A 16321-nucleotide genomic window follows, 5' to 3' on the forward strand; every position below is an offset into this window, starting at 1 on the left:
AGAGTTAGTTGATTATGTTTTCAAAGTCCTCAAGGATAAGCTTTGCCAGCTTTTTGGTACTTAAGTTTTTGTTTGCTCTCTTGACATGGTAGTAGACACGCTCTCCAGTTTCTTTATCATACAAGAAAAAGACATACCCCACAGCTTTCTTTTTGAGCTTAACAATGTCGATTGTACAGATATATTTGTATGAAGAAAAGCGCTCGTTATTCAACATTGGCTCTCCATTGACAGGCACCATTTTGGTAAACTTCAAATGGCTTTCGCGTTCTTGTATCCAGCTTGCTAAAGTAGAATAGTCATTGTAGTAAGAGGCATCATCATGCTTTAATTGAACAGAGCTAACATATTTAATGTTTTTATTAAACTTCTTCAGCTCTGGCAATATCATATTAAGAATTTCCGCTTTATCATTTTGTGAAGACTCCACAGATTTTTTAATCTGTTTTTCCACCTTGAAATAGTCGGGTTCAAAAAATAAGATATTTTTAGCCCTGATCCCGTACCCATTCTTCTTTATATTCTTCTGCTCTAACTTGTCAGCTTTTTTCCTTTCTTTATAAGTCAAAGCCCCTCTTTCCAAAATTTCATTTCTCTTTTTAAAGGCATTGCGAAACTTATCTTTGATGATAATGTCCTCTTTTTCAGAAGCCAGCCCCAATAGGTAAAAGTTTTTGTAGTGGTTCCTTAACCTGATCTTTGAAAAAGATGCATCTGGCTTTGATTGCACAAAAAGCTCATCATAAAATTCTTCTGATTCATCCACATCCAAAAAATCTTGTAAGGATAAGTCATGTGTCAAAACCAGCTCTTCAATAAGGGCAGTTTCCAAAATATCCAAGTACCTGTTATCTGGAAACTGGTTGCGCATGCGAATGACAGTTTTTAAAGAAAGAGTGTTAAGTTGACTTGCCGTCAAATGCTTCAACATATACCTGACCTGTTGGCTTTCTCCTTGAGACTTGAAATATGAAGAATTCGCATAATGAAATTTCTGCATGTTCTTATATACACAAGCACCATAAAGAGCTTTTGCCAAACAAACATGGAGGTACTCACTGTCGGGAAACTCTTTTAGGAGGTTATAGGCCGTGAAAATAGCGTCGCCATAGTTTCTTCCAATCAATAACCTCTGCACAAGTTCAAAACTGGCTTTTTGCCTTATGTCATTAAACTCGTCGACAGGGCTTAGAAACTTCTCTCCAGATTCACTACCTGCTATAAATTGACCAACCTTTTCTTTTCTTTTGGCCAAATCTGGGTGAGTAAGATACTCATCATTATAACCACCTCGCTCCACTACTTCGTTAATATCATCTAAAAAAAAGCAGCTAGGGACTTTTAAAAATTCGTCATTAAAAAAATCTTGATCAAAAGGCTTATCTCCAACAGGAATATGGCTATTGGCCAAACATGTAAATAAGTCCAGAGCAGATGCTGAACTATAGGGTGATTTTGAGAAAATAATGTAACCTAAAGAATCGGCTTCAAACTCATGAGCCCTACTACGGCGAAACTTAAACTTTAGGATATCATCAAGAGACAGCTTACTCCTGGCTTTGCTCAGCTCCTTAACCTCCTTATGAACCTTAAGGCCCTCTAAAGAATGCTTTAATGCATAGTGGGCGATTTCATGGCTTAACATATATGCCAGCTCTCCTTCAGACTGAGCCCTGGCAATTAGGGCCAGCGAAACATATATTTTACCGTCAAAAGTACAGAAAGCATTAACAACACCTGATTTCAATGTAAAAACTTCTACCTCATCTCTTAGCTCAGGCTCGTTTTCAAGAACCCTGTTTTTAATCTTATTAAGGTAATTTGTCACAGGGTCACCAAATAAAAGAAGGCCGTTGCTAAAATAAAAGTTATGCGTAAAAGCACTTCCCAAGATCAACTGCTCTTTTAGATCTTCAAGATCTCTATCATTACCAAAGTAACCTTTATAGGCTTCTTCGTGAACCTCGACATAATTATCAATAGTGTTTAAAAACAAAGATGGAATATTTCCTGAGCATTGAAGAGGGCTGTAATCTCCTTTGTTACTGGAAGAAGAGCTAAAAAGAAAAGCCAGCAGTAGTACTGAAAATATTGATTTCACAAAATTCTTGTAATAGATTTTAAATCAAAAACATGGTGGCTTCCTACGAAAACAGCGAAAATTAACAACAACTAACGCTCGACATATACGTGTTAAGCAAGGACAAATCTACGAAAACTAGTTAACATACTACTAAAAAAAATTTATTTTTTACACATAACAATGAAATAACTGGCGCTATAAAATGTATTAAGAGCTGATACTAAACCCCTTTAAACTATAACAGAATTAACCAAGACACATACGCTGCTATTTTTATTTATGTATTTTTTTAATACCTTTATCTATTCAAAACACCCATTCATAAAATGAAAAACATTTTTATAGCAACCGCTTTTATTTTTACCTTTAGCCTACCCGGTGTTTCTCAAACTTTAACTCCAGGCGTACACAGCACCTATATACTTGATGACTTTGGTTCCACAGAACCATATCCAGGGCTATACTGGTTTGGGGATACTAATGACGACCACTACACCATATCACGTGCTGGAGACAACCGATTGACTATAGACTGTAAAGCGGCATCTCCCCAACATGATGTTTTTGGAGCTGCATTATTTGACAATGAGAACCGCTCTCACATTGATATTTATGATAACCCAATCATAAAAGTAACCTTTGAAAATCCATCAGACGATGAGCTTATCATTTCTCCTATGATCAAGGATATTAACGATAAGGAAATAAGAGCGAACGCCGACCAAGAGGTTTTCGAGCTGACTTTACCTCCCGGTGAACATGAATTTGAGCTAGACCTTACTGATGGCTATGTAGTGAATTGGACAAACTGCACCACCTGTCCTGATATCCATCAGGATTATGACTTGACTAAAATACATAGTATTTTATTTACCGTTAATGGAGGCGCAGGAAAAGACAACGATTTAGAACCTTATACCGGCCTACTTTATATAAAGAGCCTGCAAATAGGCGATCTCCCATGTACAGGTATCCCTGGTGATATATTTGGAGGGGCAACCGTTTGTCAAGACAGCCTAGGGTATGCATATAGCATTGAGCCAGTGGAAGGTGCCACCTCTTATGAGTGGACAGTTCCTGAAGGAGCTTCTATAATGTATGGAGAAGGCACAAACCAAGTAATTGTAAACTTTGGAACATCATCAGGAGACATTACCGTAACCCCCGTGGCCGAATGCGGTTCTGGGAGGAAAGTTACTTTACCGATAACCGTAGAAGCCCCTGTTGAAGCAATTGATGAAATTATAGTGGACACAGAACCCTGTGCTTTTACTGAGGTTGAAGCCACATTCGATGCCTCCAACTTAACAAACATCTTCACTTGGAGCCTATCTAATAGTGCAGAAATTTTTACTAATGAAGATAGTACAAGAGCTTCTTTCACAATAGGTATGGAAGAGACAACCATACATCTTTCTGTAACCAACTCTTGTATAACAGAAAAATCGTTAAGCAAAACAATCTATCCACAAAGTGCACCGGAGAAGCCTGAAATAACAAAAGACTCCCTTACCCTTTCCGCAACTTCTGCACCTAATTACAGATGGTATAGAAACAACATTCTTTTAGAGGATCAAACATCAAAGGTATTGGAAGCCAAAGGGCCAGGCTCTTATGTAGTTGAAGTTGGTGACAGTATAACAGGGTGCTGGACTGCTTCTGATCCAACGTTTATAACTATCTCGCACATCAATGGAAGGACTGCAACTTATGTACGTGATGACTTTGCTTATCCAGAGCCACATGTCAATACAGATGGTGGTGGCGTTTTCTGGTGGTCAAGGAATGAAAATGTCTATCAGATAAACCGTAAAGGTGAAGGTGTTATGGAAATTTCTGCCAAAAATGCAGACCCAAACTGGAAATCGTTTGGCGTTTCATGGGGAAGTGATGAAGACAACCAACCTTACACTGTAGATTTATCACAAAATGCGGTATTAAAATTTACGATTGAAAACCCAACAGACCAAGAGCTTTTGCTTACTGCATTGATTACAGACATTGAAGACAACCAAGCGCAAGTAACAGCAGACACAAGCGCAGAAAAAGAACTGGCACAGGTAAAAGTCCCTGCCAACGGAACCAATGAGCTATTTATAGACTTAACCGGCGGGTATACTACGGAATGGAAATGTGAACAAAACCCATATGAATGTCCCAAACTAACGAGTGACTTCCTGTGGAAAAAAGTAACAGGCGCTATTTTTCAGATAAATGCAGAACATGTATCTGACCTGCCTCCGTTTACAGGCACCATAATTATGAGAGATTTTCAACTAGGCAATTTTATCAGTCAAGAAGACTTTGAGCTGAGAACCATTTCAGCCAAGGCCTATCAATGGTTTAAAGACGATAAGGAAATCTCTTCGGCTACAGGCAGAAACTTCACTGTAGAAGGCTCTGGTACATATAAAGTTAAAATTACTGACATAGATGGATCCGAATATATGTCACATCCACATGAAGTAGATGTAGTATCAGCACTAACACCTGAAACAACCGTTGATCTTACTCTATTCCCTAACCCCACCAATGATAAAGTAACTATTGATTACAAGGGGGAAGTAAAGCATGTTCATGTAATGAATATGCATGGGGCACATGTTCTATCAAGTACTGAGAAAGAAATCTCACTGAACGGCCTTACTTCAGGTGTTTATACCATTAAAATAACAACAGATAAGGGCTCAGTAGTGAAAAAGCTAATAAAGCAATAAATGTAAAAGGCACAGGTAAGTATCTTGCGTGTGCCTTTTTCTTTAACCTCAAGTCAGTTGCCTTCGCTCATATTTGTGTCTTAACCATAGCCGTTGTTTTTTTTGCTCCTCATGACGAAATCTATCGCACACTTTAGGTTTAACCCTTAAAGCAAAGAAAGAAATGAACTTCTTTGCTGCCCCAGCAACCAAGATAAACTTACGTTCAGCAAATTATTTCATTAAAAACATGCGCACGCAAAACCGGAAAAGGGAAGGCAAGAACTGCTTGGTATAAAAAAGGATATGGGCGCTTATAGGAAAGCGGATATGATCTTGGCTTCTATGCAACCGAGAAAGCAATCTTTCAGCGGCTCTGTGGCTGCACAAACCTGACCCGGCCACAACTTTATTGGCACTTTCCAAAATATCCGGTTCCCCTTTACTATGCTTCATGATATCAGACCGGAAAAAAGTTGGGGTTACGCATTTGACCCGAATATTACTACCTGAAACTTCATGTGCCAATGTTTCTGAAAGAGATATTACGGCAGCTTTTGTTACATTATATGGGCTCATTTTAGGCAGATTAGAATATCCTGCTGCACTGGCAATATTAACAATCATCCCCCGCTGCTTACTGTCAAAATGATTGATCAAAACATGACACCCGGCCAGTACTGCCTTTAGGTTAATGTTGATAATCCATGACCAATTCTCTATGCTATAGTTTTTAAATAAAGTACCCTCGCCAACTCCTGCATTATTGAAAATTATGTCTACTTCATGTTTTTCAATAATTGCTTGAAGCAATTTAACATAGGCTTCTGTATCAGCCACATCACATTCATAAACATATAAACCCGGCACCGTGATGGAGCAAAGCAACTTTACATTAATGTCTATACCAATAATCTTCCAGCCGTCTTTTAAAAGATGCTCGGTTATGCCAAATCCCAATCCATTACCTGCCCCAGTAACAATGGCACATTTGCCAGGGTATTGCCTTGCAAGGGCTTTATACTTCATGCCTAAAATTTAACTGTACTAAAAGCAAAAAAGGTATTACAAAACATAACATAATAAGAGTTCTAATCACCCTTTAGAAGCTAAATATTAATTACTTATGCTCGATCCTAAGTTCTTTGCGAAGCTTTTCGAGTTTTTCTGCTTTTAGAATCGGGTAAACAAATAAACTTATCATGAAAGTTTTCCAGGCAAACCCTGAAAAGGAAAAAGAAGGGTCAATCATAAACTGATATTTGAAATAAAAAAGCAAAATAGTTAACCCTATAGCAACAGAAGCTAACGGCCTTTTATTAATTGTGACACTCAAAATAGCATACTGAAACTGCAACAAAGAGTGAAAGAGAAACATAATTATCATTGGCTATCCCATAACTTATACCAAATGCAAATAGAAGCAAAGCACCGCCCCCAAAACATTAGCGGTATAGTTAATGACCTTAACCACCTTTTTGAGGCTCATCTTTCTTCTCTCTTGTAGTTGTATAGGTTTTAATCTTTTTATCTTCGATAGGTTCCATACATTATATTTCTACATTTTAAGTTAACATAAACACTTGACAACTAAAAGTAATATCAGGTAAAAGAGGTTTAAGTCACTTTTACGAGCAAAAAACAATTAGTATATAAAGGTTTGTTTTTGAGCTGGGAAGGGCATAACTTACTTATTCGCTTCATCTGTGGCATCGCCGTGTTCAAATATGTGTTGCGTATGAAGCTTTGCCTTAAAAGACATATATAATAAACATACACAGTAAGTTGCATTCATGAATTTATTAGCCAGTATTACAGTTACGCTTCTTTGCATACCTTGGCCAGCATTTGTTATGATGTCTCCTATGATGGTAGCGGCAAAAGGATTTTCTTCAAGCAAATCCTCTATCATTATCGCAATGGCAACATTTACTTATCCGGTGTTGCTTTTTTCAACCTTGCAAGCTTTTAACCTCCGTTATTTTGGAACAGTCCCTTTATGGTGGGCGGTGAGCGTGTTTTTCATAGGCGTTTTAGCCATTTTAGCTTACCGGCTGCCCTGGCTGTTGCACAACCTAACAAAAGGCATTTCTAATGATGGATATTTTATAGGAGACCAACATGTATACCTCAATGGCATCCTTATCAAAGGGGCTGACCCTAAAACGTTTGTACATTATGGGGACACGGCCTATTACAGCAAGGATGGCAAAAACGTATATGGCGGCACCATAAAAATTCCCGGCGCAGACCCTTCGACCTTTGAACGTATAGAGAGCAAAGGAAGCAACTACTGGCGGGATAAAAACCAGGCTTATACCCGATGGCATGTGATTCCAGGCGCCGATGGAGCTACATTTGAGTATATAGGAGAAGGCTATGCCAGAGACGCAAAACATGTATATTATCAAAAAAGGGTGCTTGAAGGAGCAGACCCGAAAATTTTTCAAACCATAGGAGATTTTATAGGCCGTGACCACAAACGGGTGTATGTAATGTCTTACCCTGCCAATAACATCATAGATCTCCAAAACTTCCAACTTGTTAAATTTAACGAAAGTGAGGAGCTTTTTGGAAAGGACAGCAGCCATATTTATGCTATTTCTTATAATCGAGAAAACCCTTTGTTACCTTTTCCCAATGCAGACTTAAAAAGTTTTGAAGTGCTTGAGAGCAAATATGCTAAAGATGACAATCAAGTGTACTATTATGGCCACGCGACAAAAGAACCAATTATACTTAAAGAAGCGAACCCCAAAACCTTTGTGGTAGAACGAGAAACAGTGCACTATACAGACGCAAACGACGGGGAAAACTACTATAAGGATGGGGCATTTTATAAGAAGTAAAGTAATATTTTTCCGGGTGCACATTTTTATCTTTCAAAGAGCTATTTTGTCAGCATTTTACAAAGGGGATACTGGAAAATTGTTAACTGATTGTCTATTAGTATTCTGAACCGGTCAAAAAATAAAAAGAAACCCCGAAAATAGGCCAAAAAGGCTTTTTTCGGGGTTTTTCTTTTGTTATTTTTGATTTATCAGAAAAAAAACAACTCTTAAAAGTACAATGCAGATATCTATTTTTCAAGACCCGTACCAATATTCTTACAAGTGGCATATTTTTAAGGGAACTGACTTAGGGAAGATATATGATACGATTCCTTGGGATGACCTGGAAGAATGTTTGCCTACTCAAAATAGTCCTGTAGGGGCGCCACGATGGTTTAGCAACAAGGGAATGTTTGCCCTGATGTTTTTAAAGGCCTATTTAAACCTAAGCGATGAAAAGCTGATTGAGAGGTTCAATACCGACTTTAGCCTCCAATTCTTTTGCGGTAAAAATCTTAACAATGAGATTGTTAAAGACAAGACTATTGTAAGTCGGATTAGAACCTATATAGCAGATCATGCCGATATGGATAAAGTACAAGGAGCCCTGGTCAATGCCTGGAAAAAGGATATGGGCAATACCCATGTACTTTTGATGGATGCTACATGTTATGAAAGCTACGTTCGCTTTCCAACTGACGTAAAACTTCTTTGGGAGTGCTGTAAGTTTGTTTTTGAAAAGCAGCTATATAAGTATTGCAAGGTATTAAAGATAGCCCGGCCCAGGAGCAAATACTTTGTCCAGAAGAAGCTTCAGTTGGGTTATGACCGTATAAGGCGAAAGACTTATAACAAAGGGCTAAAGCGAAGAAAGTCATTGGTTTATTTATTAGAAAAAGGGCTTAAGCAGTTAGATGAATTACTGGAAACATACCCATCAATCACATTAAACCCTCTGCAAGCAAATTACTTGTCAACTTCAAAAAAGATACTTGAGCAACAAACTTTTTTACTAAGCAACCCTGCCAAAGAACTAAAAAACAGAATAGTAAGTTTGTCAAAGCCTTACCTTAGGCCGATAATAAGGGGAAAGGAAACCAAGCCTGTTGAATTTGGAGCCAAGGTACACATGATGCAGGTTGACGGAATCAATATAATAGACCACATCAGTTTTGATGCATTTAATGAAGGGACAAGGTTAAAAACCTGTGTAACAAAGCACAAAGGAATATTTAAAGAGTGCCATCAATTAGGTGCGGACAAAATATACGCTACCAATGCCAACCGCAACTTTCTTACAGAAAATAAAATATTTACCTGCTTCCCCAAAAAAGGCCCTAAAAAACACGGCAAGGCTGAATCTGTACTTCAATCAGCAATAGGGGCAAAACGGGCCACGGTTATGGAGGGGAGTTTTGGTGTTGAGAAAGAACACTATGGATTAAGAAAGATAAAGGCAAGGCAGGAAAAAACGGAAAGAGTCTGGATTTTCTTTGGAATTATGACCGCCAATGCTGCCAGAATAGCCAAAAGAAAATCCGTCCAAGACTCACCACATCTACAACAAGTGGCTTAGACTGATAACAAAGTATTAAAGTTACAAGGGATAGGTGCGTCCAATCCTCAAAAAATATAAATTTATCCTAGTCCCTGCCCTCTATAAACATCAAAATTGGAAATTTCAGACGAGTTAAAGAGCGATAACAAAAAGAAACGAAGTTATATGTTATTAGAAAAGTACAATTTTTATTTTTTAATGATTAATTTTCCAAGAAGCCCTACAAAGACGCCTAATGATTCGGACGAGCACCCCCTCACCCATCTGCCATTAACCAAGTTACACATGGCCTAACTATAGAGCTTTTGAAACAAAACGAAAGTAAAGCCATACCATATATTCATGACCATAAAACTGCCTATCATAAAATGCTAGTTTGCACCCTTTCAATTTATAGCTATAATTAAAAATAAAATATTCAACTACTATAAATATGATTTTATTACAAACTTATCATAACCCAGAGGTTTGGACTGTAGGAACACCATACCACGTTTTCTTGCCGGGTTGGGCAAATATAATGCTTATTACCACCATACTCACTATAGCAGTTATTGTTTACTTTCAGATCCGTAAGGTCAAGAAAAGTGGTCTTACTAAAGAAGAAGTTGAGCAAGAAGCATTTAATAGATTATTGGGAGTGACAAAAAAGGAAAAAAAGAAAGAAAGGTCAAGAAGATAGATTGCCCTTGCCTGACCCACGCTGGTGCGAATTTACAGCTCGTACCACTTCTGCATGCTTTATACAAAGTCAATTTCTACTATTCCTTTTCCAAAGATAGTCTATCAAGTTCATTACCTGATAGGCGTAGCTTCTGCCTGTCTATAGCGTCCAATAACCCTCCAAGGGTTTTGGAACCCTTGGAGGGTTGATTAGCTGATGCCATCCCATGTTATACTTAACACCCTCAAACTACCCACTAAAACTAAAAAAGAGAAAAAACAAGCAGAGATAAGATAGTTTAAATTTAATAAATTAAGAGGCAGAAAAGTAACTTAATTTTTCCTGCCTCTACCCTGTTTATTGAACCAATAACTTTCGTGTATATGATCTGCCATTATTATAAAGTACTGCCATATACACCCCTGGTACAAATGAACGCAGGTTTATACTGTTTTCCTGTTTCAGGTTTTTTCTATCTATTAAAATATCCCCGGAAAGAGAGTAAATTTTAACATCATAGTTTTTGTTATCTTTTATGTTAATTACAAGCTCATTATCAACATTGTTAAAGTAAAACTCAACGAACTCATTACTTGTATCATTAAAGATGCTTGTTGGATTTTCTTCGGGGTCACCATCGGGATCAATATTATCGGGGTCAATATCTCCCGGGTCAATACAGATATTAAAATATTCAGTGCCCAAGAAATCGATAGCTGCTACTATATAGTATGTTTCTCCTACAGTTAAATCAGAAAGAGTAAAGTTTACAGTAGCATTGGATGTTCCTGGCGATATAGCTCCCCTTCGGCATTCCAATATATCGCCGTCTGAATCTTCTACTTGAAATACAAAGGAGTTACTGATGTCTCTGTTGGCGTTGAAATTATATTCTGTACTTTGTGCTACAAATTTAAACCAAACGGATTTGCTATAACCAAAACTACTGGACGTACAGGTGAGATCTTAATAAACGGGTCCAGTCTGAAAAGCGCTAGCATCAGAGTAACATAACGCGCCTTCTTCTAAAGTGTGTGCAGACTCTCTTTCTGTGCTTGCAGGGCCAGCAAAAGCTTTTAGCGCTAATAAGGACAAGGTGAACAGCGTGTAAAATTTTTTCATAAAAAATGACTTTTGTTGATTAAGCAGGCAAATATAAACATATACCGCTTACTTTAAAAGACAAACATCCGAAGAAGCCCCTAAAACCTTTCCATATGTAAATAAACACTAGCACCTTCTTCTCCCTGATAGTTTTTTATACAAATAATATCATCCTTTACAACTATAGATGAGGTATCCTTGGAATTTCTGTACACAACATTATAAAGTTTAATATCATCTCCAAAATGATATTCGTGCATAAAATCACCATTATAATAGCGAAACTCTTTCTTCTTTAGCTTATTTTCTTTAGTGTAATCAAAAATAATGGAATATTCAGGCTTACCGAACCAATAAACGTCCTCTTTAACTATAATCCCATTTTCATAATGTAAAACTATTTTTCTAGATGGAGATGTTATTAAGGTAGAGTCACTGTAATAAGAGAAGTTAACTTTATTAAAAACACTTCCTCCGGAATAAAATGACCCTTCTCTAACTTTATCGTTTTTATAAGAAAATTTAATAGAATCTGCATTTATTCCATAAATTCTTACTGGGTGTACAATTTTATTAAGTTTATTATTTTTATAAATATATCTAGAGGGTGGAGAGTTGAAATTTTTCTTTGACAATAGGAAACCATTTTCATCAAAAGCCAAATAGTTTTCTATTATTTCACCATTATAATGAAGGTGTAGTGCTTTAACATTATGTTCTTTTATAAAAGATCGAAAATGCATATCAGGTATTTTCTCATCTAAAAAATAAGAAGTTTGATATGGAACCTCTATAAAACTTTTTCGGTCGGAACAGGATGAAATAAAACACAGAATAAGAAAAACCAAACCGTATAGAAAATAATTTATATAATTTATCATTCTAAATTTCTATCTATTAACTGACTTAAAATTTCAGAAGGAATTGAACTTAATATTCTATCTACATCACCTTCAGAGCAATTAAACACTCTGGTAATATTACCTCTAATATCATTTAAAGTTTTATTTTTAAACGCACCTTTTAGGAATTTACCATATGGACTTTTAGGACCTTCCAATAAAGAACTTAAGAGTTCATCTTTTAAAATAGCAAATAAACAATCTTTTACAATTAAGTCTGCAATATTAACTTCTCCACCATTACTAATTGAATTCTCATATCCATCCAACATAGACTTAATACAATTAATGCCATTTAGCCGATTTTTATTATCTACTATAGTAGTAATGATTAAGCCCCTTAAAAGATCGGACACAATTATAGTTTAAAATTAGTAATTTTATGTCCGTGAAAAAGAGAACATTTACCAAAGAAGAAAAAGTCAAGATCCTCAAAGAAGCTGAAAGCAATGGCGTTCAGGTGACCCTTGACAAGTATGGAGTATATCCTGCCACATATTACAACTGGAAGAAAAAATTTGAAAGCATGGGCGATGCAGGTTTCCGGCACGGCATGACCCCGGAACATCTGAAGGAAATCAGAAGACTTGAAAAAGAGAATGACTATCTGAAGAAAATAATAGCTGAAAAGGAGCTGGAAGCCCGTTTAAAAGATGATCTGCTAAAAAAGAAGTATCCCTGTCCGAAAAAAAAGAATTAGCTGTAAAGTACATCGGCCAGGGATTAACAAGGGATAGAGTTCTTGAGATTCTACAACTTACAAGGCACCAGTTTTACTATATACCTAAGGCAGGACGCAGAGGCCGTAAGAAAAGCTCTGTGGTCTTCAGGCGTGTTGATGATGAACACACCGAGTGTACAAATGAGGATGTGGTGGCAGAAATTTCCAGAATACAATTAGATCCGGACACAGATTATGGCTATCGGAAAATGACAATACAGCTGATGCTGCTTGGCTTCGTGATCAACCATAAGAAGGTGTACAGGTTGATGAAAAAAGCTTTATTGCTTAAAGCCAGACAGAAAGCAACTGGAAAAACATATATCAAATATCGTATTGTTACACTAGCTGATTTAAGGAAGGCCAAAGGGTGGTCACAGTCTGATTTGGCTAAAAAAACCGATATCTCTCAGGTGATGGTTGGTAAATATGAAAGAGGCGATGCAATGCCTTCCATAGAAGTAGCAAAAAAGATTGCCGATGCTCTGGAAGTTTCTTTGGATTATCTGGTTAGTGAAGGTGTGAACAGCAAGTTTGACAAACTTACCCTAAAACGTATTGAGGAAATTCAAGAGCTGGACGAGGATAAAAAAAAGACCCTCTTTGATGTGATTGACACATTCATAAGAGAGTCTAAAGGACGTAAGGCGTTTTCATTGTGATGGAAGAAAGAGTTGTCAGAGCTGTTTATGATGAAAAAACCATAACAGTTTATCAAGCATATAGAAAAGAAATAGCAATTCCTGCTGTTAAACATCAAAAATTCGTTCCTCCTTTTAAGTTAGACAGAATGACCTGGATCAAACCTTCTTTTCTTTGGATGATGTACCGTTGTGGTTGGACCCAAAAAGAAGGACAAGAACACGTTTTGGCAATTAAAATAAAACGCAATGGATGGCAGTGGGCAATGGATAATGCCTGTTTATCTCATTTTGATTCTTCCGTTCATGAGTCTCATGAATCATGGAAAGAAAGCGTTAAAAATTCTCCTGTTCGCATCCAATGGGATCCAGAACGTGATATTCATTTAGAGAAGCTTGATTACAGAGCTATTCAAGTTGGACTTTCTGGAGAAGCCGTTCCACTTTACGTTAACGAATGGATTACTGAGATTTCTGATATCACAGAATTCTCCAAAAGCATAAAAAGCCTAATTGACCAAGGTAAAATTGAAGAGGCAGAGAGTCTTTTGCCAAACGAAACTATTTATCCTCAAATTTAGTTAACTGATTTTTAGCTAATCTTCTAACTTCTAAATCAGGCGATGTTCTCATCAATGCGTCAAGCGCTTCTTTTGCCTTATCATTACCTATTACTCTTATTGCATTAACACATTTTTCAACATAAGGATAAAAGTCATCTTGATCGAAAAGATAACTATATTGTTTTTTAATTGATTCTAAGATGGGTTCTATAGAATTAACACATGTGATTTTGAATTGAAAGATTCTAGCTATTTCTGCGTGTTGTTGATGCCAGTCATTAGTTATTAGTTCTTGTAATTGTCCACACATAGTGGAGTTAAAGCCTCTGTAATCAATGTCGTTTAGTTAAGCTTTTCTTGTTGTATTGGTAAGATATTTTTTTGTAAATTGTGAGGGTATATAGGGACTAATAAAAACTCTGACTATAGAGAAGAACTAACCAAACATATCAGCCATGAGATTAACTGTAAAGAGTTCATTAGCCGTGTTAAAGACGGCTGTGAAAGGGTATTCTCTAGACAAAGAAAGCTGGATATCAGGAAGTTAATTGTTTTTATCATGTCTTTTAAGTCAGCATTGCAACGTGATCTTGACAGATTTTACAAAGCAATGTCCAATAGCGATTTTAATATTCGCGAGGTTACTAAAAGCGCCCTTTCTCAGTCCAGATCCAAGCTAAATCCATGGGCATTTGTTAGGTTGAACGAAATAAGTGTGGATTTTTTCTACAAAAAGGCCTCCTATTACACATGGCATGGCATGCGTACCTCTTTTCCCTACAAAACTCATTATAATCTATCCTCTTTAAGTATAGATCTTCTAATAGTTTTTTATCCGATTCTAAAATCATCATATCGTAGATATTTTTTCAACTGTAATTAGGTTTTCGTTGAATAAATCAATTCCATAATCACTTCCTAACTGGATGTTAACTTGTGTGCCTTCTTTTTTGAAGCCCCCTGCTGGTGCGAGCTTGCAGCTCGTACCACTATTTACACAAAGTCAGTTTCTATTATTCCTTTTCCTCCGCAATAATCTATAGCGCTACTGTAACGCCAATGTTCAGCTTCATTAACAAAGCCTGAAGCTACACACAGGCTTGTAGCCTAATTTTTGATCTATAACGGCCTTTCGCGAGCTAAACCTCGGTTCTGACAACAGGTACGCTTTTCTCGACACATCTTCAATGGTCCACTCTCGTTCATCACTCTTATTCCTATCTGATACCCAAAAGTATCTTTTCCTCATCCGTTCAACACCGAACCGTTACCAGTTCAGCACCGTAAGGCGATTCGTTGGCCCTGCCTGCACAGTGCCAACGATGGGCCTGCCACCACCTCCATTACAGTATTGAAATATTCTTATTTATTGTGCTGCTTTTCATTCTCGCACACCTCAAGCCAGCATGGAAAAGGCCATGTAAGAATCTTAAAGCAACATCACAAGCATTTAACCTACTCATCCTCCTCTTTAATTTTAAATTTTTTCCTTAATACCGGAGGAGAAAGCAGAATCCATCTGCCGTCTATTCTTTTCAGGTCATAGAAACCTAGTTGCCGATATACACCTTGGTATTTAACATGTAGTGCCACTAAAGCAATTTCGGTACAGTTCGCAATTTTTGGCACATACCTGGCCGAGCTGTTTACATTCATAACATCATTTTGAAAAACCTCTACTTCAAGTTCTGCCTTTGAACAGTCAACACCTTCCAAAATAGACTCTAAAGTGTTATAGGAAATTTGATTATTTTTTCTTACGAAGCCATCTAATTTAATTGAGTCATGCATTGATTCCATGTACCGTTCCTCATCATCCATGTCCATCATATTATTTCTAAACATAAACTCATAATGTGTTTTGTTTGGTAATAATTTGCTATACAGATTTTTGATGCTTTCTGTATCATTTATTCTTAAAGCTTGTAAAAAAGTCTCTAGCTCTTCTTCAAGTTCTTCTTTGTGAAATGTATGACTCCTCTTTACAGAATGGTACTTAACTAGTTTTATACTATCTCTTAACTCCTTAGGAATTATGTCAAAAACAAAAGATTCCAAATCCGGATTAAAAAATTCACTATACCCTCTTTTCCAAACACTATAAAATTCACAACTTGACAAATCTCTTTCAAATCTTTCTATTTTTTTGCCATCATCAATATATAGTTTGATCTCATAAGGAGATTCAATAAGTTTAACTTTTCCTCCTGGCGATTGCACATTATTGTTCAACATCTCCAGAAGCCCCTCATAACTTTTATAAGAGATCTGTTTTCTGGCAACTGCTTTTTTATGCTCTACCCTATTAAGGGTTTCAATAGTGTCAGGATTCCACAAGGCTTTGACATCATAAATATATACACTGTCATGGAAAAAGCTATTTGATACGGAATCGTATTGATATATAATTTGACGAAAAGATGTTTCCTCTAATCCGGATTTATCATTCAGCCTATCAAAGCTCTTACAAGTCAAATTTATGGCAACCTTCTGAGCTTTACTCGAAAAAGAAAATAGAATAAAGGGCAATAGACTGATGATAAACAATTTTTTCATAC

Annotated in this window: 16 protein-coding genes and 1 pseudogene; 8 read left to right on the forward strand and 9 right to left on the reverse strand. The window is 36.8% G+C overall.

What is annotated here, in order from left to right:
• Positions 1–4: 4 nt before the first annotated feature.
• The gene (locus RCC89_01965) at positions 5–2101 is read right to left on the reverse strand and encodes a M48 family metallopeptidase (protein WMJ71943.1); all 2097 of its coding nucleotides are present in this window, start codon (positions 2099–2101) and stop codon (positions 5–7) included.
• Between the two features lie 308 nt (positions 2102–2409).
• Here RCC89_01965 and RCC89_01970 point away from each other — a divergent pair, with 308 nt between their 5' ends.
• Positions 2410–4800, forward strand: a complete 2391-nt coding sequence (locus RCC89_01970; protein ID WMJ71944.1) for a T9SS type A sorting domain-containing protein — start codon at positions 2410–2412, stop codon at positions 4798–4800.
• A 213-nt stretch (positions 4801–5013) separates the two neighbouring features.
• On the opposite strand, the gene RCC89_01975 is transcribed toward RCC89_01970, so the two are convergent.
• A complete protein-coding gene (locus RCC89_01975; GenBank protein WMJ71945.1) occupies positions 5014–5808 on the reverse strand; it encodes an SDR family oxidoreductase in 795 nt (264 codons plus the stop codon).
• Between the two features lie 658 nt (positions 5809–6466).
• Positions 6467–6691, reverse strand: coding sequence for a hypothetical protein (locus RCC89_01980; protein WMJ71946.1), 225 nt, complete (start codon positions 6689–6691; stop codon positions 6467–6469).
• A 7-nt stretch (positions 6692–6698) separates the two neighbouring features.
• Between RCC89_01980 and RCC89_01985 the strand changes: the two genes are divergently transcribed.
• The 3 genes from RCC89_01985 (at position 6699) to RCC89_01995 (ending at position 9850) form a co-directional block, all read left to right on the forward strand.
• Positions 6699–7628, forward strand: coding sequence for a DKNYY domain-containing protein (locus tag RCC89_01985; GenBank protein ID WMJ71947.1), 930 nt, complete (start codon positions 6699–6701; stop codon positions 7626–7628).
• Positions 7629–7848: 220 nt separating this feature from the next.
• Positions 7849–9186, forward strand: a complete 1338-nt coding sequence (locus RCC89_01990) for a transposase (GenBank protein ID WMJ71948.1) — start codon at positions 7849–7851, stop codon at positions 9184–9186.
• Between the two features lie 415 nt (positions 9187–9601).
• The gene (locus RCC89_01995; GenBank protein WMJ71949.1) at positions 9602–9850 is read left to right on the forward strand and encodes a hypothetical protein; all 249 of its coding nucleotides are present in this window, start codon (positions 9602–9604) and stop codon (positions 9848–9850) included.
• A gap of 339 nt (positions 9851–10189) precedes the next feature.
• Here the strand turns inward: RCC89_01995 and RCC89_02000 are convergent, their stop codons facing one another.
• From RCC89_02000 to RCC89_02015, 4 genes are all read right to left on the reverse strand, one after another.
• A complete protein-coding gene (locus tag RCC89_02000; protein WMJ71950.1) occupies positions 10190–10651 on the reverse strand; it encodes a T9SS type A sorting domain-containing protein in 462 nt (153 codons plus the stop codon).
• Positions 10652–10798: 147 nt separating this feature from the next.
• Positions 10799–10954: a hypothetical protein gene (locus RCC89_02005; GenBank protein WMJ71951.1), complete on the reverse strand. Its 156-nt coding sequence runs from the start codon at positions 10952–10954 to the stop codon at positions 10799–10801.
• 80 nt (positions 10955–11034) lie between these two features.
• Entirely contained in the window at positions 11035–11679 is a 645-nt protein-coding gene (locus RCC89_02010; protein WMJ71952.1) for a hypothetical protein, read from the reverse strand.
• A gap of 134 nt (positions 11680–11813) precedes the next feature.
• Positions 11814–12194 (reverse strand): hypothetical protein, encoded by a 381-nt coding sequence (locus RCC89_02015; GenBank protein ID WMJ71953.1) that lies wholly within the window; start codon positions 12192–12194, stop codon positions 11814–11816.
• A gap of 26 nt (positions 12195–12220) precedes the next feature.
• Between RCC89_02015 and RCC89_02020 the strand changes: the two genes are divergently transcribed.
• The 4 genes and pseudogenes from RCC89_02020 to RCC89_02035 all read left to right on the forward strand — a co-directional run bounded on the left by RCC89_02020 (position 12221) and on the right by RCC89_02035 (position 13781).
• Positions 12221–12538 carry a transposase gene (locus tag RCC89_02020; GenBank protein WMJ71954.1) on the forward strand — a complete coding sequence of 106 codons (318 nt, stop codon included), beginning with the start codon at positions 12221–12223 and terminating at the stop codon, positions 12536–12538.
• A 119-nt stretch (positions 12539–12657) separates the two neighbouring features.
• A pseudogene (locus RCC89_02025) lies at positions 12658–12858 on the forward strand (IS3 family transposase).
• A complete protein-coding gene (locus RCC89_02030; GenBank protein WMJ75626.1) occupies positions 12844–13221 on the forward strand; it encodes a helix-turn-helix transcriptional regulator in 378 nt (125 codons plus the stop codon). Before RCC89_02025 ends, RCC89_02030 begins: the two are co-directional and overlap by 15 nt.
• Positions 13221–13781: a DUF4291 domain-containing protein gene (locus RCC89_02035; GenBank protein ID WMJ71955.1), complete on the forward strand. Its 561-nt coding sequence runs from the start codon at positions 13221–13223 to the stop codon at positions 13779–13781. The genes RCC89_02030 and RCC89_02035 overlap by 1 nt, the downstream gene beginning before the upstream one ends.
• On the opposite strand, the gene RCC89_02040 is transcribed toward RCC89_02035, so the two are convergent.
• Both RCC89_02040 and RCC89_02045 read right to left on the reverse strand, forming a co-directional pair.
• Positions 13762–14073, reverse strand: a complete 312-nt coding sequence (locus tag RCC89_02040; GenBank protein ID WMJ71956.1) for a hypothetical protein — start codon at positions 14071–14073, stop codon at positions 13762–13764. The genes RCC89_02035 and RCC89_02040 overlap by 20 nt on opposite strands.
• A 1145-nt stretch (positions 14074–15218) precedes the next feature.
• The gene (locus RCC89_02045; protein WMJ71957.1) at positions 15219–16319 is read right to left on the reverse strand and encodes a hypothetical protein; all 1101 of its coding nucleotides are present in this window, start codon (positions 16317–16319) and stop codon (positions 15219–15221) included.
• Positions 16320–16321 lie beyond the last annotated feature (2 nt).

Source organism: Cytophagaceae bacterium ABcell3, assembly GCA_030913385.1.
In the GTDB taxonomy this organism is placed as follows: domain Bacteria; phylum Bacteroidota; class Bacteroidia; order Cytophagales; family Cytophagaceae; genus ABcell3.

Excerpts from the sequence above, each read along its gene's own strand:
- RCC89_01970 (WMJ71944.1), top strand. The coding sequence starts at position 2,410 with ATGAAAAACATTTTTATAGCAACCGCTTTTATTTTTACCTTTAGCCTA.
- RCC89_01975 (WMJ71945.1), bottom strand. The coding sequence starts at position 5,808 with ATGAAGTATAAAGCCCTTGCAAGGCAATACCCTGGCAAATGTGCCATT.
- RCC89_01980 (WMJ71946.1), bottom strand. The coding sequence starts at position 6,691 with ATGATAGAGGATTTGCTTGAAGAAAATCCTTTTGCCGCTACCATCATA.
- RCC89_01985 (WMJ71947.1), top strand. The coding sequence starts at position 6,699 with ATGGCAACATTTACTTATCCGGTGTTGCTTTTTTCAACCTTGCAAGCT.
- RCC89_01990 (WMJ71948.1), top strand. The coding sequence starts at position 7,849 with ATGCAGATATCTATTTTTCAAGACCCGTACCAATATTCTTACAAGTGG.
- RCC89_01995 (WMJ71949.1), top strand. The coding sequence starts at position 9,602 with ATGATTTTATTACAAACTTATCATAACCCAGAGGTTTGGACTGTAGGA.
- RCC89_02005 (WMJ71951.1), bottom strand. The coding sequence starts at position 10,954 with ATGAAAAAATTTTACACGCTGTTCACCTTGTCCTTATTAGCGCTAAAA.
- RCC89_02010 (WMJ71952.1), bottom strand. The coding sequence starts at position 11,679 with ATGCATTTTCGATCTTTTATAAAAGAACATAATGTTAAAGCACTACAC.
- RCC89_02020 (WMJ71954.1), top strand. The coding sequence starts at position 12,221 with ATGTCCGTGAAAAAGAGAACATTTACCAAAGAAGAAAAAGTCAAGATC.
- RCC89_02035 (WMJ71955.1), top strand. The coding sequence starts at position 13,221 with ATGGAAGAAAGAGTTGTCAGAGCTGTTTATGATGAAAAAACCATAACA.
- RCC89_02040 (WMJ71956.1), bottom strand. The coding sequence starts at position 14,073 with ATGTGTGGACAATTACAAGAACTAATAACTAATGACTGGCATCAACAA.
- RCC89_02045 (WMJ71957.1), bottom strand. The coding sequence starts at position 16,319 with ATGAAAAAATTGTTTATCATCAGTCTATTGCCCTTTATTCTATTTTCT.